Origin of the sequence: Ruegeria sp. EL01, assembly GCF_900313035.1 — a bacterium.
Taxonomy (GTDB): Bacteria; Pseudomonadota; Alphaproteobacteria; order Rhodobacterales; family Rhodobacteraceae; genus Ruegeria.
Window position 1 is genome coordinate 192,852 of sequence record NZ_OMPS01000004.1, and the last position, 17,095, is coordinate 209,946.

Sequence of the window (17,095 nt, forward strand, 5' to 3'; positions counted from 1 at the left end):
AAAATTGCAGATCGACTTGTGTTGAAGCGCGTTCCGTTAAGGGTTAGTGGGGATATGATTTAGAGCCGACGCTAAGGAGACATCGATGCAGGATTACGCTCGGGAGGAATCGGAACAAACGAGTTCGTCGATCCAAACGCGATACGGTACTTTTCATGTTCCAGATGGGTCTGATACGATTTCAGATTCTCTTCGCCTGTATGGTGAGTGGGCTCAGTCCGAACTCGATATTCTATGTGACTTTTTGAGCGACGGAGATACGGTTATTGATGGTGGATCATGTTATGGTACGCATGCACGCGCATTTTCACACAGCGTTGGCCCGAACGGACAAGTCATCGGCTTTGAACCTTTTGCTGAAAATCGCCGGATCTTCAAGCTGAACGCAGCTGCGTCTCAACTGCGCAACATTGACGTGAGGGCGAGTGCACTGGGCGCAAACCCGGGGAGCGGGCGAGTTGCCGAACGTTTTGCGGATAACGCAGGTGGCACTAGAATAACGGCTTGCGAAACAGGTGGTACGCTTACAATGACGCGCCTTGATGATGAGGTGCAGGAGAGAGTTGCGTTTATCAAACTCGATCTTGAAGGTACCGAGCTGGACGCATTGAAAGGAGCGACCAGGATCCTCTCACAGGACCAGCCGATTGTGTTTTGCGAAGTATTGGACGTGTCGACCGGGGCGCAGATACTCAACTACATGTCTGAACAAGGATATGTTTGCTACGGTTTGAATACGCCTGCGTTTCGGCCAGATAACTTCAACAGATCAGACGAAGACATCTTCTTCGGCGGCACAGAATGCGGTCTGCTTTTTCTCTCGGAAGATCGAAGCGAGATTTTTTCAGAGCTTGTCGAGAGGCACATCCTTCCTAAGATTGAGACACTAGATGATCTGGCTTTGCTGCTGCTGCAACAGCCCCAATATTGTTGGTCAACACTCGCCAACTTGGGTTCTGCGTCCATCTTGGAAGTTCCGAAAGCTCTACACGACGTCACTCGACTCGAGCAGGAAACGTCACGACTCGAGCAGGAAACGTCACGACTCGAGCAGGAAACGTCACGACTCGTGCAGGAAACATCAATCGTCAAAAAAGAGGCAGCAGCTCGACTGGCAAAGCTGGTATCGCAATCGCAACCTGACATCGCGGATTTGATGCTTTCGTTGGAGCAATGGAAAGAGGAAAACAATTACGCGATCCGGCTGGCCAAACGAGTCCGAAAACTGCCCTTTGCGCTATATTTCAGGACCAACTCCAAGCATCGTCGCGGCACCAGGCAACTGCTGAAATCCAATGTCGGACCGCAGAATGCACTAGATAAACTGGAGAAGTTGAAGAAGTTACTAAGCGGAGCGCCATCCCATGCGTCAAGCTCCTCGGTCTTATCTGAGGGGCATCGAGCAAAAGTCATCAATGCGATTGCTTCGGCTAGTTCAAAAGCTACGCTGGCACCGTTACCAGATTTGACTGAAGCAGTTCTAGATGCGCCTGCTATTGCCAGAAAGCTAGCTGCGGGACGCGATCAGATAGTACTTAGCATATGCCACGATGACTATCGCGAGGTGACTGGTGGCACGCAGATCTGCATTCAGATTGAGGCGGAAAGAGCTCTCAAGTCAGGGATCGACTATCTGAATATCCATCCAGTCAGGACCTGCAACGCTTTGTTGCCAGATGAAGAAACTGAGACGGCTATGTTTCGCCTGGTTCTGAATGGTGAGTGCATTGGGATCGCGCGATACGCCGAGTTAATCGTTGCTACCGCGGATCGGTTTGCAGCTGGCCAAGTTTTCAAGTGCGTCATCCACCATTTGCTAGGCCACTCGCCTGAGACGGTTGAGCAATTGATTGAAGCGAGCTGCAATCGAACAGCGTGCTTTTGGCTACATGATTTCTTTGCGGCGTGCCAAAGCTATACGCTACTGCGAAACAACCTAAGCTATTGCAATGCTCCGGATGTTGGTTCGCAGGGCTGTAACATCTGCATTTACGGGGACGGGAGAACGCGCCACACGCAGCGTTTCCGAGACTTCTTCGAGCGAGTTGAAATCACCGCTTTGGCGCCATCTCGGGTAGCGGCTGATATTTGGGTAAAAGCATGTAACTATAAGTTGCATGACCTGATTGTTCACCCTCACACAATACTCAAGAGCGAGCCGCGGCAAGCGTCCTTGCCTGCAGTTGGCAATGGGGCTGGGGGTACCATTAAAATAGCCTTCGTGGGTGCACCATTACCCCACAAAGGATGGGATGATTTCTCGACGCTGGTTGAGGCCGAGGCTATTAATCCCGAATTAGAATTCCACTATTTTGGTAAGAGCGATGTGAGCCTGAATGTCATCAAGCATCGCGTGGACACCGCGGCCAGCCAGGTTCCTGATGCAATGACAAGAGCTCTGTCGGCTGCAGGCATTGATCTTGTGGTTCATTTTGCTCCATGGCCGGAAACATTCTCGTTGACGACATCTGAGGCGCTGGCAAGTTCGGCCTACGTTGTGACACATGGGCAATCTGGCAACGTTTCTCATTTGGTCAAATCAACGGGCCGTGGAGTTGTGTTGGACAGCAGCAAAAACCTCGCGGACTGGGTGAAAAGTGATGCTTGCAAAGAGTTGGTTCAACAAGCACGTCAACGACGTCGCACCGAAGTGTTGACATCCGAATACAGCGACATGGCGATACCCCACCTTCAAAACATGAGCGCAAAATGACAGTGCATGCTTTTACAAGCTTTTCATTTAGTTATCTTAACCGTGCGCGGGTCTTGGCCAGCTCACTCAGGCGGCAGCATCCCGATTGGGTTATTTGGGCGGTTTTGACGGATCATCCTCCTCAGGGGTTTGAATACTCTACGGAAGGTGAGGACTTTGATCGGCTGGTAACGGCTGATGATTTGTATGGCGAAACAACCGATCCATGGCTGTTTCGACATGACATCGTAGAGGCGTGTACGGCTGTCAAAGGACAAGCTCTCAAGCACATTATGGATCAGCCCGGGGTTGAGAAGGTTATCTATTTTGATCCTGACATTGCTGTTTTCTCAACGATGCAGCCCGTTGTCGAGTTGCTGGACGAATGGTCAATTGTCCTCACTCCGCACCAAACCACCCCCGATACTGAGGAAATCGCTGTACGCGACAACGAGATCACGTCGTTGCACTACGGAACTTATAATCTTGGATTTCTGGCGGTTCGTAATGACCAAGAAGCGCGTGCCTTCGCCGATTGGTGGACCGAGCGCCTTAATACATGGTGTTATGATCGCTTGGATATTGGGGTTTTTGTAGACCAGAAATGGTGCAATTTGATTCCCTGCTACTTTGACAACGTCAAAGTACTGCGGGATCCTGGATACAACGTCGCCAGCTGGAACCTGAGCAAAAGAACGATGTCAGTTTCCTCCGAAGGAGGTCTTCTGATCAACGGTGTTCCGTTACGCTTTTATCATTTTACAAAGCTTGGGCCTGTCGGTAACACAATGACCGAAAGGTATGCCCAGGGAAATTCAGAAATCTACGAACTCTGGGCATGGTATGAGCGCGAAGTTACCCGCTTCACTGATCCTACTATTCCTGCAGGGTGGTGGTATTACGGCATCTTTCAAGATGGTACAAAGATTCCGAAAGGAGCCCGAGAACTGTATCGGGATCGTGAAGACCTCAGGCGGAGTTTCCCTGATCCCTTCAAAGATGGCTATCTGCGTTGGCTGAAGAAAAATACCGATCTGATACGCAAGTGATATTTGTGCTAAGCCCTTGAAAGAAAAACGACCCGACACCTGAGTTGCTTCGAAATGCTTCTCTCCAACGCGATGGTATCCCAATGACACTTCCACCACGAAAGATTGTATATTCCGAAACGCACAATGCAGATCTGGTTGATTATCCGATTCGAGATATCGACGAAGATGCGCAGTTTACGGACTTGTTCCATAAGTCGCGAGACTTCACGATGACAGGCAAAGATGCGATGTTTGCGCTTCATAATGCCTGCAAATACGTACACTCTGCGGGCATTTCTGGCGATTTCGTTGAATGCGGCACTTGGATGGGTGGAAGTGCAATCCTTGCCGGGCTGACATTTGAAGCGCTGGACGCTCCGCGCGATCTTTGGCTCTATGATACATTCGAAGGAATGACGGCGCCGACCGAGGCAGATGTGGATGTCAATGGTGATAGTGCTTCGGCATTGATGGAGTCATTCAGCGATGAGACGGGCTGGTGCTATGCGTCGCTCGATCAAGTGTCCCAAAATTTCGCTGCAGCGGGCTTGTCAACAAAGACCTCACACTTTGTAAAAGGTGATGTCATGGAAACGTTGAAGGACAACCTACCGGAGCAGATCTCAGTATTGCGGCTCGACACTGATTGGTACGAGTCGACGCGTTTTGAGCTGGAAGTACTTTATCCTAGGTTGTCAAAAGGTGGTGTGTTGATAATTGATGATTATGGGCATTGGTCCGGTTCGCGAAAAGCCACTGATGAGTATTTTTCATCAATTCAAGCACCGCTGTTAAACCGGGTAAATGATCAGGTCAGACTTTGCATCAAAGTATGAGAAAACACTGAGGGTCATTCTGTTGGTGAATTCAACTTTGGACTTCAAAACATAGCTTCTGAAAGCTGCTCAACAGCTTCCATTTGTTCCCGCAGTTATTGAATGGTTGGTGACAGATGAAGGCCGGCTCGAAGGAAAGAAAACCTTTGATTTTGGATGCGGCGGCGCTTCTGCTGTGGGCATCGCTTTGAAGCGCATTGCACATGTGCATGGAGTGACCTTGATAACGATGCAGATGCCTGGTTTGCAGCTGGGGTTCTTGCGCTTTGGCGGAAAGGTGAAGGCCAATCTTGACTGACGTGCGACCGGCATGCGGGGAAATGGCTATACGATGTGTCCCAATGGGCTGCATGCGGTCAGCCTGCTGAATTTTCGCGGTTTCCCAGACCAACTGTCTTGCCGAGGTTGGCGCCAACAATGGTGAACCGCTGAAAGCGCCGCCATGTCAGCGGTTCACGCATCACCTGACTTCTTCATTTGTCAGTCGATGAACGAGTATTCGCCCAAGTCACACAGGTTTAGGCCAAAATCCTCGGCCTCGGAGTCATCGGCAAAGCTGCCGCGGATATCGTAGGTGCATGTGGTCAACCCGTCCGCAATGGTAATTCCCGCTTGTTGTCCCGGTGCGATGTGATCACCGGCCAGCAGGTTTTCTTCCCAGAACTCGGATGACGTGGGCGAGACATTGAACCCGACCAACGCGGAGCTGCTTTCGTTAATGAGCAGGAATTGCAGGTCTTCCGCATATGCTGGTGTTTGGGATGACAAGGCGGCGATAGTCAGCATCGCAAAAGTGTGTTTGTTCATCGAATGGATCCTTCTGTTTTCTTGAAAGTTATTGTGGGCCACCGACTTGAGGGGGTCTGTGAGTGGCAGTATGGTGGCCCACGAGAGACAGCGCTCGTTTGGCGCTCGCTCTATTCTGTTGCTGCAGACAACCTAGAACCGGAACTCGAGTCCTATCTGGCCCGCAAACCCGTGGTCGTCGGAACTGCCGTCAAAACCACTTTGGGCAGATACTTGGCCAAACAGCATGGTTTGTGTCGCGATTTCCAGATGACCACCAAGCGTCAGCTCGAGGTTATTTTTGCCGCGTTTTGTGGTGATTGTGTCATTGCCAAATGAAACACCGGTTTCGTTGTCGAAGGCGCGGGTGTAGTCAAACTGGCCAAACAAAGCGCCGATCTCACCAAAATCCCGTTCTACACGCAGGCCAAGGCGGGCACGCAAGGTTTCACCGTCGGAAACCGTTCCGACTGCGCTGCCCGTCACATCATTGAGATCATCCGCGTCAACGCTGCTGTAGATAAGCTGTGCCTGCGGCACAATGTTCAAACCGTTGTTCAGTTGGTAGAACTTGCCAACCTCGATCGAGACTGCATAGCCATCTCCATCGGTGTCCACTTCCTGCCCACCTGCCAGACGGGTTGTACTGTCAAAGAAAGCGTAACGGATCTGGCCATCAAGATAGAGTTGACTATCAGCCAGCCAAAGCGCGCTAGCTGTCAGGTCATAGGCGTCGGTGTCTATCTGCCCAGTGGCCAATGAGGTTGCGCTGTTTGTGGAAAGCGTCGTTGCCCCAAACTCAAGACCCCCAATAAGTGAGCCGTTACCGAACTCCGCAAGGGGTTGGCTGGCCCCCACGCGCAGACCACCGCCTGTTGTCTTGTTGGTGCGGTCCCCATTGGTGTATTGATCACGCCCCCCTTCGGCCTCCAACCAGAACAGCGGTTGATCCGTTGTGCTCAGGTCGATCAGGGCTCGGCTGACGGTGTTCGCATCAGACGAGCCAGTACGACCCGACAGGCGGCGTAGCGCCCCGCTCAGGGCAATCTGATCGCTGAATTGCTGAACCGCTGCGGCGAGAAAGGCTCTGTCTGGGTTGGTGTTCACCTCTCCATCCGAATTGAACGGCGACAGAACGAATTGGCCGGTGGCCGCGTCGTAATTCAGAACATAGGCGACAGATCCGTCATTGACCGCATCCTGACCATTCCTTGTCACGAAGTCTCCATTCACCAACCGGAAATCGCCCGCGGTACTCGTGCCGTTGACAGTGGCGAGGGTAAAGTTCTGAAGTGCACCGCCCCCGTTTCCGGCTTTCTCGACCTGCAACCCCTGTTGTGCCCCCGCGCTGTCGCCGGTTACGACGATCTGGTCATTGGCGCCGGTTGCAAAGTTGACATCAAGCGCGACAGTACCCGCCCCAGCGAGATTGCCCCCGAAGGTCAAACGATCTCCGCTCTGACCATCGGCCAGTCGAATAAGGCCATTGCTGAGCGTGTCGCCACCGATGCTAACGGCCCCGTCCCCGCCAAACCCGGCATGGAAACGGCTGGTCGCGTCAATTTGCAACGCTCCGCCCAAAGCCAGATTTGCATCGCCTGCAGTAATGCTGGATCCGTTCAGAGCAGTTAGTACACCAAAATCTGCCGTTGCACCGGTGAGGGTGAGGGCGCTGCCATTATCCGCTACGGTGCTTTCCCAATTGGTGAAGCGCGCTCCGTCCAAGGCACCACTGAAGGCTGAGAAGGCCAGACGGTCCTGCGTGCCTGCGCCACCGTCAAACAGAGTTCCACCGCTGATATCTGCGCCACCATTCACCGTGAGAGCATCGTTGCCGTCATTCAGCTGTACCGATCCGGTAACCGCTGATCCTGCCGCCAGGGTGACCTGACTGTTGCCCTCGTCGTTGGTGATCGCCACTCCGGATGCGGATGAAACCGATGCGCCGCTGTTGAGGGTGATCACACTCAGCCCACCGGTATTGGTTCGGGTGTTGATGCCAGCTCCGGTGCCGCCTGATACAGCACCCGACACAGTGACCGATGTTACGCCGCTGCCTGTGTTTCGGGCGTAGATTCCATTGATAGCACCAACGACGGTCCCGGACGTTGTGACGGACAGAGCCCTGTCACCGCTACCTCGGTTCACCGCTTCAATGGCATTGGTCCCTGAACCAGTGACGTCCCTGGCCTGGATTGTCAGCGTACCGCTGCCGGAGTTACGCGCAATGATCCCATATGACGCACCAGAAACTAACCCAGAAGTAGTGATCGACAGGTCAGTACCATAGTTCCGGGCATCGATCCCCCGGCCTCCGGTTCCGGTAACATTATTTGTCTGGACCATCATCGCACCGGTACCATTGTTGGCAGCGAGGATACCGTTAGAGCCCGTGACCGTCCCCGAAGCTGTGATTGACTGATCTGTGCCGGCGTTCTCGGCCCTGATCCCGTTGGTATTGGTTCCGGTCACATCCACAACCGAGATCGTCTGGGACCCGGTGCCGGTGTTGTCTGCGCGCAAGCCATCAGTGACCCCGCTGATCAGGCCGGTGGTTGTGATGGATTGGTCAGTACCTCGGTTAAAGGCCACAAGACCTGTGCCGACGGTTCCAGTGACATCTGTTGCCGCGATTGACATGGCGCCGCTGCCATCGTTGATGGTGAAAATCCCCGTGGTACCGCTGGCGGTGCCGGTCGTCGTGATCGACAGATTGGTGCCGTTGGCGCTGTTGCGGGCGTTAATGCCAAATCCGGTGGTTCCCGTGACATCCGCTGCTGCGATTGTCAGCGCGCCAGAGCCCGCGTTCTGCGCGTCAATTCCTCGTGTCGCCCCACTGACCGACCCGGTGGTTGCGACCGACAGGTCAGTGCCGGTTGCACCATTGCGGAGGTAAATCCCTTCCTCCGTCGTTCCTGCAACGTTGACTGCAGAAACTGTCAGCGCGCCGCTGCCCTCGTTTCGGGCTTCGATCCCTTTGGTAACAGCACTGATCGTGCCTGTGGATGTGACCGAAAGGTTCGCGCCACGGTTGGTTAGATCAAGTCCATTTAAGCGTGTTGATGTCACATCCGCGACTGAAAGGGTCATGTCGCCTGTGCCATTGTTTGTTGCGGAAACCCCGCGCCAGTTGCCGGTGACCAGCCCAGTTGTCGTGATTGAAAGATCGGTGCCATAGTTTGTCGCGTGGAGGCCGGAGTCATTACCGCTGCCGGTAACGTTGGCTGCTGAAATCACCAATGCACCAGCGCCACGATTAACTGCATTGATGCCGTACCCATCACCGGTGCTAATTGCATCCTCAACATCGATGGTCAGCCCCCCAGTTCCGCGATTGTCGGCATAAATTGCATGATCAACACCTCGCACGGTACCTGATGCCGTCACCGAAAGGTCTGTGCCAAAGTTGGTTGCATTGATACCTCGGTGGCTGGTGCCGGTGACATTCGAAACCGAAAGCGTCAATGCACCGCTCCCCTCGTTTCTCGCAAGAATACCCGCAGCATTACCAGAGCCCCCACCGGAGACAGCCCCGGTGGTCGTGATTGACAGATCAATCCCTGTGCTTTGATTTCGGGCGTAGATCCCATGGCCATTGTTTCCTGTGACATCTGCCGCCGAGACTGTCAGCGCACCGGTGCCCGCGTTGTTCGCATAGATACCTCTGGTACCCCCCGAAACCGCGCCCGTGGCTGTGACAGACAGATCCGTGCCGCGGCCGCCATTGCTGGCAAGAATGCCCTCGGCGGTGAGGCCGGTGACATCCGCTGCCGAAATTGTCACCGCACCGCTGCCCGTACTCAGGGCAGCAATCCCGCGCGCTCCGCTGATAACTGAACCCGACGTGGTAATCGAAAGATCCGTGCCCGTGCTCAGTGCGGAAACGCCGTCAGAGATACTTCCGCCCCGGACATCTGCCGCCGAGATTGTCAGCGCACCGCTGCCGGTGCTTTGGGCAAGAATGCCCGAGTCACCACCTGAAACGCGTCCCGTTGTCGTGATTGAAAGATCCGTACCAGCCGTATGCCGCGCAAAGATTCCATGCCCCGAACCGCCTGTGACATCTGTTGCGGCAATGGACAATGCGCCGGTGCCATAGTTGCGGGCGTCGATCCCCCGGGTGCCACCCCGAATGGCGCCGGTGGCGGCAATCGAAACTTCAGAATGGATGTTGCGCGCAAAGATACCTTCGTAGGTCGTCCCGGTAACTTCGGTGGTTGAAATTGTTAGCGCTTCGCTGCCTCTGTGCAGAGCATTGATGCCCCGCGTGCCGGTGACCCTGCCGACCGTAGTGATGGACAGACTGGTTCCGTCGCGATTGAACGCGCTAATCCCGTTGCTGGTTGTGCCCAGAACTTCATCCGTTTCGATCGTAAGTGCGCCGTTGCCATAATGGCGAGCAGAGATACCGGCGGTGCCGCTAACGGTGCCCGTGGCCGTGATCGACGTATCCGTGCCGTGGTTACGAGAATCGATCGCCGCGCTGCTTGTTCCGGTAACGTTTGCTACCGAGATGTTCAGCGCACCGCTGCCATTGTTGTCAGCACGAATACCGTTGGTGCTCCCGCTGATCGAACCAGTTGACGTGATCGACAAATCGGTCCCGCTGTTGGTGGCCGAAATGCCCGCCCCTGCGGACCCGCTGACATTCACTGCCGAAACAGAAAGCGCGCCAGTGCCGGTGTTTTGCGCTTGGATACCCTGTCTGGCGCCAGAGATCACTCCGGACGTGGTGATTGTCAGATAGGTTCCGTTGTTACGGGCAAAGATTCCGTCTTGGCTCCCCGAGGAGACATCTGCAGCCGAAATGGTCATCTCGCCAATGGTTGAATAGGCCCCATAATTACGTGCGTAGATGCCAAAATTATTGCCAGTGACCGCACCGGTTGTGGTCACTGAAAGGTCACCGCCATTATAAACCACAGCGCGAAGACCATCGCTCTTGCCAGTGATTGAAGATTGATTTGTGTCGGTGAAGGTCAATTGTGTACTGCTGAAGACGTCGATCGCGTTGTGAGAGTTGTATGGTTCGATTCCAAAACCGGGCATTGTTACTATGTTGACAGGCCCGCCACTGATGATGCCCACACTGATATCTGTCGTCGGATCAGCCGGGCCGGAGCACACGATGGTGCCAGAGAGCGGCCCAACACAGTTGCCTGCGATCGCAGTTCCGCCGCTAAAGGCAATGGCCGTGCCAAGCGCGATGGCAGGGATCCCCGAGAGCACGCAGCCAAGCGTAGGTGCAAAGCTTGCCACCTGACCTTTGTGTTTTGTCATCCGTCCGCCGCGCAGAAGAATTTCCTGATAGTGCGGCCTGCTTGTGCCGTGCTCTGCTTTTGTCATGATTTCCGTACCAAAATTGTTTTTTGTTGTTTTTGTGCTTTGTCGTCACGCCGGTTTCGGCATGGTGATCAGCTTTGCCGCCTCGGGGGTGCCCGGAGCGGCGGCCATCGGGCAGAGATGGCCCTGAAGAAGTTCAAGATCGTAAAGTTCAGAAATGGCCCCATCAATCCGCAGCCAGTCGACGCAGGTCTTTGTTTCAAGATCGATGATCTGAACGCCGCACCACGGTGCGCTATCGGTCTCAGCCAGTCGCGCATCCAGATCCAGGCCCTCGAACCGCTTGTAGCGCGGCTTTGACAGGCCAACGAAGGCAAAGCGCCCATGCAAGGACAGACCTCGGGCAAACCCGGGGCAGAACACATGCGGTTCAAAACGACCTTTGCCGTTGTCATCGAACTCAACCGTGCCCAGTTCGCCGCGCCCGGAATTCAGCAACCACAAGCGCCCATCGTGCAGACGTGGAGAATGTGGCATCGACAGCCCGTCACACACGATATCATCAGTCTCAACATTGATGACGATCCCGCCATCGGCGCGTCGGTCGCGCCAGCCGTCGATCGTATCAGACCGGCTGACGGCCGTGACATAACGTGGCCGCCTATCCTGCATAGCAAGTCCGTTCAGGTGGCAGCGATCTTCATCCACCAGCGAAGAAATGAACGGGGGCCGCCAAACCTCGCGGAAGCTGTGGCGGGCGTCGGGCGTTGCAAGGCAATTGTGACGGGTGTTGACGAAGATCGCTTTGCCGCTGGCGTCAATACCGAGGTCGTGCAAATCCAACTGACCGGTAAAGTCACTCTGCCGTGGCATAAAGGCGGCATCGAACAGATCGTTCAAACACTCTTCTGGGTCCAGCACGTTCTGCAGGTGCAGGATTTGATCATCCGCAGCCAGTGACAGCCCGTGCGCCCCGTGCCGATGCAGGCCCATGGGGCGCGGGAACGCCATCTGGTGAATGTTAACCCCACCGCCCGGCTTTACCCCCACCATGTAGAGTAATCCCGATTGATACGACGAAAAAGCAACCGACAGCCCAAGACCGGAGAGGCGCCCGGCAAAACCGGCAGAGACCGAATAGTCGGTTTTAGCCCCATCCTTCGGAACTTCTGCGGCGCTCTCTTGAACAGCTGCATCCGGCGGTTCGTTCAAAACGGTTGTGTCGCTCATTGCGCCACCAGCAGAAGAACGTCAGACCCAGATTGCCGCTGTTGATGGCACACGGGCCGCCGCGTTGCATTCGGATCGACAAATCCAATTCCGTCGTAACTTTTGAAGGCGTTAACGCGAACCATCTGAAACCTCGTACTCTTTCGATTTCAGTTCAGCGATTGGCAAAATCATTGCAACTGATCGGACCCGGAAACGCCTGTATTTGAACGCTATGATACCGCTTATGTACTGTGTGTACTTCGTCCCCGGCGCCAGAAGCAGGCCCAATGTAGGCAGCTCCAAACCGAAAGGAATCACCAGATGATTACTGCCGTTCGCACATCAACTTGCGCGACAGGAGTCCGGCGACGCTATCGGCGTGAAACAGAGTTTGGTTTCTGATCTTACGTCCGCCACGCATCGGGATTTTGCGCGTGAACTGACGCTTTGGAAAACCCGGCTTCGGGTGTTTTCGGCAATTGGGCTGATAGCCATCGCGCCAATCGCAACACGGTCGTCGACGCGACGGAGGTCAGACGGTTCCGTCCGGGTCCAATCGATACCACGGTGTGTCGCAGGTTTCCGAACCACTGCCCGAAAGTCAAGACCCTTTCAGGCGGAATTCAACCCAGTGCAGCTGCTTTCAAAGACGCCCGCAACGTCTCCCAGACGCTTTCTGGCGAACTTTCGCGAGGGTCCTGTCTGGGCGTTCGGACGCGCAACCCCTCGCGGTATTCGCTCGGAGAAACGCCATAATGATCGATAAACGCACGCGACAGCGCTGGGCGGCTGGAAAACCCGGTCCGGTATGCGACATCGCCCACGTTGCAATCAGCCGCAGTCCGGAAAAAACCGGACGCTTTTTCAAGTCGTATCAAACGGATAAGGCGTTGCGGGGTATCAACTTGCTGACAGACCTGGTAAAGTTTTGACCGGGAAATACCAAGCTCTTTCGAGATCATTTCCGGCGATAGATCGCGGTTGTGAAAATTCTGGTGAATGTAATCGACGATGGTACAAAGCACAGTCTCGCTGCGGATCTCAAGGCTTTCCAGCTCTTGTATCCATTGGTGTCTGATCGCATCCACAGCAAGTTTGTGCAGCATATCGGAAAGTGTTCCGACCTCGCTGTCATCTGCGTTTCTAAGTTCGGAAAACACATCTCTTATCGCGGTTTTCAAAATCCTGGTCACCGGACTACTGCGTAAGATCATGTTATGCAGGTTTGAGAGTCCGGGAACCTCGCTCTGCAGTTTTGGACGGTGCAGGTTAAGCGTATAAACAACAACACCCTCGTGCTGATAGAAAAAGGGGCGTTCAGTATCCAACGAACGGAGATCGCCCGATCTGGTTAACCCTTTGCCATCAGAGTAATGCGTCGCCAGGTCATTTCCGCTGTACCGGTAGTGAACCCCAAAGGCATTCATTTCCGCGCGCGCCATGCCTTGTTCTGACCGTCTCAGGAAACACGGCGTTATGCTCTGATACCGATATAACGTCAGCGCCGCAGTCCGGTTGTATTCGGCGATGAAGCTGAACGGGTTGTCCGATGGACCATCCCGATCAACCTCGATCCCGGCCGAGTCGAACAATTGCTCGCGAAAGAACGCATATTGCTGCTTTTCGGGCAGCATGTTGGTGTCGATCTTGAGGGAGGTCAGAGTATTTTGCTCAGCCATGATGCACCCCATTTGACGACGTTGATAGAAATGGTCCAGTCACATTTTTTCCTGCAGAGAACGCGTGTCGCCGAACGCCAGACCGCGAAATGTCACCGCGCTAATTCAACAGTTCATTTTCAAACGGAAAATCGGCGATGATCTCACACCCTGCCTTGGTGACCCGCACCATTTGCTCAAGCTTCACACCGTGGGAACGTCCGACCTCACCGATGTAGCTTTCGATGGACAGGGTCATGTTTTCTTCGAACACGCCGTCGTAGCCGGTACGCTACCAGAAGGCGAGGGGGGGCACCTGCGGGTACTCGTTGCACATGCCGGTGCCATGGACCAAAACGCGGCAGTCAAGGTCCTGATACTTTTCAGGCATCTTCCACGCTTTCCCGGCAAACTCACGCAGAGAAACGCCCGCTTTGATCAGCCCCATATTGGTGTGCACCTGATCATAGGACGTCTGATACAGCGTCTTCTGTTCGGGCGTCGGCTTTGCTGATTGGCAAAGCCACGTGCGCGAGATGTCGGTGTTATACCCAAATGGGCCGATCATATCGGTGTCGATTGCCAAGAACTCACCGGGTTCCAGCGCCTTGTTGCTTGCCTCGGTATACCACGGGTTTGTGTTGCTGCCCGCGACGACCAGTTTGGTTTCGATATAGTCGCCACCGAGGTTTGAGTTCATTGACGCCAGGACAGCCCAAAGATCATTCTCGGTCGCGCCGGGGATGGTCATGTCACGCATGGCGCGCAGTGCGGTCATGCACACAAGCGCGGAGTGCTTTTGAGCCTTAAGTTCTTCGGGTGTTTTGATGCTACGCGCCCGTTCAATAATGTCCTGACCGAAAACAGTCGTAATCTGTCGTTCGGTCAGCGCCGTGCGACCGCCCGGTTCAAGCTTGTCGATGGCGATTCGTGAATTGCCGCAGCGCTCGGTGATAACGTCAGCCAGTTCATCTGCCCAAGCCTCAATCAATTCGGGCCGTTTGTCTCCTGCGGTGTGGTGATACCAAAGCGTTCCCGGCCGCGATTCCGCTATGGTGTCCAGACCTTTCGACAGATGCCCGCAATTTACAAAATCGAACATCACCGCCTTGCCCTGGGTGGGAACAAGGCAATATCTGGCGGCATTGTGCATCGTCCAGATCTGCATGTTCCGACAGTCGGTCGCATAACGGATGTTAATAGGATCATAGAGCAGGATGCCGCCCAAACCGTTCGCAGCTAGCTGCTGCTGAAGCCGGTCCAGTCGTTCCTGACGCATCTTGGCTTCATCGACTTGCGGCAGACGGATGAGGCCCTGGCGAGCATCATTGATATAGCTAGTCAGGTCCATGCGGATATCCCTAATTGATCGCCTGTATCCCCGTTCCAACGCATCGCTCTTTCAAGCATGATGACGGGTGGCCGCTCCGACGGCGCTTCCGAGGTCTCAAGATCTACTGGACTGCCGCTGCGCATAAAATATTGAAAAATGTCGGGATAAATCATAACTAGAGGTAATAAAAACTATCGCAAATCTCTTCCGCCTTTGGATAACCTGTTGTTCTTCCAAGCTGCTGCTGACAATCAAAGCCTGACGCTGGCCGCCGAAGAGCTGTTTGTTACTCAGGCGGCAGTCAGCAAACGGATTCACAGGCTTGAAGATTGGCTTGGCGCATCACTGTTTTCGCGCGAAGGGCGCAAACTCGAACTCACCGAGGCAGGACGCGAACTGGCCTCGGATGTGGAAATCGCATTGGAGTTTCTGGACCGGGCCATTCACAAGATCAAAGTTCCAGAACAACCCGCCGTGCAGATTGCCGCAAATACTGCGTTGTCGATGTTCTGGCTACATCAACGTCTGAAGGCATTTTCGTTCAGTGACGCGGCCTGTGACGTCAATATCCTGACGACGGAATCGACATCCGAGCTTTTGGGGGACTCGCAGAATCTGGCGATCGTCTATTGCGATGGCAACGTCCCCGGATGGGACTGTGTCAGCATACTGGATGTCGAGATGGTGCCGGTCGCATCACCCGAGGTTGCTAAGCGGGCGGAACAGGCAAAGATGTTCACGTTGAACGCGCAAACCGAAATGGCACCTCCCATCCTGGAATTTGCAAGCCTGGCCCCTGACTGGATCAACTGGGAAACTTGGCTCCGACGGCTTGATCTGCCGGACATCAAGAATTGGCCCAGGGTACAGTGCAACAGCTATGTGCAATCAGTTGGCAAAGCGCTTGAAGGTGCAGGCATTGCACTTGTGAACGCAGCCATGATGGAGGAGGATCTGAGCACCGGCGCTTTGACTAAAATCGGACAGCAGAGCCTAAAGCCGGGGAATTCCTATCACCTCTGTCGCAAGCAAAATGTTGCTTTGTCTCAAAATGCCATGGGCCTGTATGAGTTTCTGACCAAGAAGGGCCGCACAACGTACTGAGGTGCCGCCGTCGAGGTATTGGCCACCATTTTCCGCGTTGGTTGATCGTACTCGGAAACGTTTCGCTGCGTCGTGAGGCCCAAGGCAGGAACGCACCTTTGCGACATATAGCAAACCTCGCGGAGCGATGCTTCATCTGAGCCGTCTTCAGGTTTAGCGAGCCGATAGTGAGTTCTAGACCCGCGATGCGCGAAGCGACTTCTTGGACCTAAAATCTGATTGGTCCAAGTTGGAAATAGTTTACTGTCATAGTTGACAATGTATTTCAGGTGATTATTTGTCATATGTGACAATAAACGAGAGCGCCCATGCCACGACCCAATCTGAAGGACCAACGATCAGAACAGATCCTCGACGCATATCTCACTTGTGTGGCCCGTTTCGGATTGGAAGGGGCGACCCAGGAACGCATCGCCGCCGAGGCAGGAGTCAAGCGACCCATCCTGCGTCACTACTTGGGGAACAAGGATCAAATGGTTGAGGCATTGATCGCCTATGTCGTGGACAGGTTTGCCGCGGCGACAATATCGTTGCGGGATGCCTTGGAACCTGCTGGCATGCCCACCGATCTGATTGGTCTGCTGTTTGACAAGGCCACCCCCAACGATCCGCGTGTGATGTTGGCATATCAGTCTCTGGTGACATCCGTGGCTGAACATCCCACCATGCGTCAGCCTCTCGTCGATAGCTTGGCACAGTTCCTTGATGTGATCGAACTGGTGCTACGACGCGCCTATCCTGATGTTTCTGCAATAAGAATTCGGGCCGTCGCACAGGGAATCTCTGCGACATATGTTAACTTGGATTCCCTGACCCCTCTAAACCCGCCAGAGGCGTGGCGTGAGGAGCTGAAACAGGCCGCGCTGATCCTAGCCTCCAGCTTGGAAGCAAGGGCATGAGTACCTCGCGTCTTGTCAATTATGTTGCCTTACCAGTTCTTTTGGTTTCTGCGGTCCTGGGGCTCTATTGGGTCTGGGGGCTGCTGTTTCTGTGGTGGTTGATGCCATCGATCATGACTGGTCAGACCGCGCTGGTCTCTGACATCATCCGTGATCAGGACCCGGTCCTTTTCTGGTCTGTGGCCATTCTGTGGGCGGCGTTCGGACTGATGATGATAGCGGCCAGCCTGTTTCCCGCCCACGCCATCTGGCTTGTTTAAG

13 protein-coding genes are annotated in these 17,095 nt (G+C 54.4%); 7 read left to right on the top strand and 6 right to left on the bottom strand.

What is annotated here, in order from left to right; translation table 11 throughout:
• Positions 1-85 precede the first annotated feature (85 nt).
• The 4 genes from D9K61_RS04040 to D9K61_RS27240 all read left to right on the top strand — a co-directional run bounded on the left by D9K61_RS04040 (position 86) and on the right by D9K61_RS27240 (position 4,857).
• On the top strand, positions 86-2,713 hold the full coding sequence (locus D9K61_RS04040) for an FkbM family methyltransferase (protein ID WP_120631959.1): 2,628 nt from the start codon (positions 86-88) through the stop codon (positions 2,711-2,713).
• Complete coding sequence (locus tag D9K61_RS04045) at positions 2,710-3,741, top strand: hypothetical protein (protein WP_120631960.1); 1,032 nt, start codon at positions 2,710-2,712, stop codon at positions 3,739-3,741. The genes D9K61_RS04040 and D9K61_RS04045 overlap by 4 nt, the downstream gene beginning before the upstream one ends.
• Before the next feature lie 83 nt (positions 3,742-3,824).
• Positions 3,825-4,559 (top strand): TylF/MycF/NovP-related O-methyltransferase, encoded by a 735-nt coding sequence (locus tag D9K61_RS04050; RefSeq protein ID WP_120631961.1) that lies wholly within the window; start codon positions 3,825-3,827, stop codon positions 4,557-4,559.
• Between the two features lie 109 nt (positions 4,560-4,668).
• Positions 4,669-4,857: a hypothetical protein gene (locus D9K61_RS27240; RefSeq protein WP_120631962.1), complete on the top strand. Its 189-nt coding sequence runs from the start codon at positions 4,669-4,671 to the stop codon at positions 4,855-4,857.
• A 182-nt stretch (positions 4,858-5,039) separates the two neighbouring features.
• On the opposite strand, the gene D9K61_RS04060 is transcribed toward D9K61_RS27240, so the two are convergent.
• From D9K61_RS04060 to D9K61_RS04080, 6 genes are all read right to left on the bottom strand, one after another.
• Positions 5,040-5,366 carry a hypothetical protein gene (locus D9K61_RS04060; RefSeq protein WP_120631963.1) on the bottom strand — a complete coding sequence of 109 codons (327 nt, stop codon included), beginning with the start codon at positions 5,364-5,366 and terminating at the stop codon, positions 5,040-5,042.
• Positions 5,367-5,498: 132 nt separating this feature from the next.
• A complete protein-coding gene (locus D9K61_RS04065) occupies positions 5,499-10,691 on the bottom strand; it encodes an autotransporter outer membrane beta-barrel domain-containing protein (RefSeq protein WP_120631964.1) in 5,193 nt (1,730 codons plus the stop codon).
• 45 nt (positions 10,692-10,736) lie between these two features.
• Positions 10,737-11,858 carry a TIGR03032 family protein gene (locus tag D9K61_RS04070; protein WP_120631965.1) on the bottom strand — a complete coding sequence of 374 codons (1,122 nt, stop codon included), beginning with the start codon at positions 11,856-11,858 and terminating at the stop codon, positions 10,737-10,739.
• Between the two features lie 605 nt (positions 11,859-12,463).
• Positions 12,464-13,519, bottom strand: a complete 1,056-nt coding sequence (locus D9K61_RS04075) for a helix-turn-helix transcriptional regulator (RefSeq protein WP_162946733.1) — start codon at positions 13,517-13,519, stop codon at positions 12,464-12,466.
• 100 nt (positions 13,520-13,619) lie between these two features.
• Complete coding sequence (locus tag D9K61_RS26810) at positions 13,620-13,757, bottom strand: hypothetical protein (RefSeq protein WP_162946734.1); 138 nt, start codon at positions 13,755-13,757, stop codon at positions 13,620-13,622.
• A gap of 33 nt (positions 13,758-13,790) precedes the next feature.
• Positions 13,791-14,849, bottom strand: coding sequence for a Xaa-Pro peptidase family protein (locus tag D9K61_RS04080; RefSeq protein WP_120631967.1), 1,059 nt, complete (start codon positions 14,847-14,849; stop codon positions 13,791-13,793).
• A gap of 207 nt (positions 14,850-15,056) precedes the next feature.
• Here D9K61_RS04080 and D9K61_RS04085 point away from each other — a divergent pair, with 207 nt between their 5' ends.
• The 3 genes from D9K61_RS04085 (at position 15,057) to D9K61_RS04095 (ending at position 17,094) form a co-directional block, all read left to right on the top strand.
• The gene (locus D9K61_RS04085) at positions 15,057-15,935 is read left to right on the top strand and encodes a LysR family transcriptional regulator (RefSeq protein ID WP_162946735.1); all 879 of its coding nucleotides are present in this window, start codon (positions 15,057-15,059) and stop codon (positions 15,933-15,935) included.
• Between the two features lie 308 nt (positions 15,936-16,243).
• Positions 16,244-16,834 carry a TetR/AcrR family transcriptional regulator gene (locus D9K61_RS04090; protein WP_120631969.1) on the top strand — a complete coding sequence of 197 codons (591 nt, stop codon included), beginning with the start codon at positions 16,244-16,246 and terminating at the stop codon, positions 16,832-16,834.
• A complete protein-coding gene (locus D9K61_RS04095) occupies positions 16,831-17,094 on the top strand; it encodes a hypothetical protein (protein ID WP_120631970.1) in 264 nt (87 codons plus the stop codon). The genes D9K61_RS04090 and D9K61_RS04095 overlap by 4 nt, the downstream gene beginning before the upstream one ends.
• Position 17,095: the final 1 nt, after the last annotated feature.

Bases quoted from the DNA above. Each gene is read 5' to 3' on its own strand.
- D9K61_RS26810 (WP_162946734.1), bottom strand. From the start codon at position 13,757: ATGACCCTGTCCATCGAAAGCTACATCGGTGAGGTCGGACGTTCCCAC.
- D9K61_RS04095 (WP_120631970.1), top strand. From the start codon at position 16,831: ATGAGTACCTCGCGTCTTGTCAATTATGTTGCCTTACCAGTTCTTTTG.
- D9K61_RS04090 (WP_120631969.1), top strand. From the start codon at position 16,244: ATGCCACGACCCAATCTGAAGGACCAACGATCAGAACAGATCCTCGAC.
- D9K61_RS04060 (WP_120631963.1), bottom strand. From the start codon at position 5,366: ATGAACAAACACACTTTTGCGATGCTGACTATCGCCGCCTTGTCATCC.
- D9K61_RS04075 (WP_162946733.1), bottom strand. From the start codon at position 13,519: ATGGCTGAGCAAAATACTCTGACCTCCCTCAAGATCGACACCAACATG.
- D9K61_RS04050 (WP_120631961.1), top strand. From the start codon at position 3,825: ATGACACTTCCACCACGAAAGATTGTATATTCCGAAACGCACAATGCA.
- D9K61_RS04080 (WP_120631967.1), bottom strand. From the start codon at position 14,849: ATGGACCTGACTAGCTATATCAATGATGCTCGCCAGGGCCTCATCCGT.
- D9K61_RS04070 (WP_120631965.1), bottom strand. From the start codon at position 11,858: ATGAGCGACACAACCGTTTTGAACGAACCGCCGGATGCAGCTGTTCAA.
- D9K61_RS04045 (WP_120631960.1), top strand. From the start codon at position 2,710: ATGACAGTGCATGCTTTTACAAGCTTTTCATTTAGTTATCTTAACCGT.
- D9K61_RS04040 (WP_120631959.1), top strand. From the start codon at position 86: ATGCAGGATTACGCTCGGGAGGAATCGGAACAAACGAGTTCGTCGATC.
- D9K61_RS04065 (WP_120631964.1), bottom strand. From the start codon at position 10,691: ATGACAAAAGCAGAGCACGGCACAAGCAGGCCGCACTATCAGGAAATT.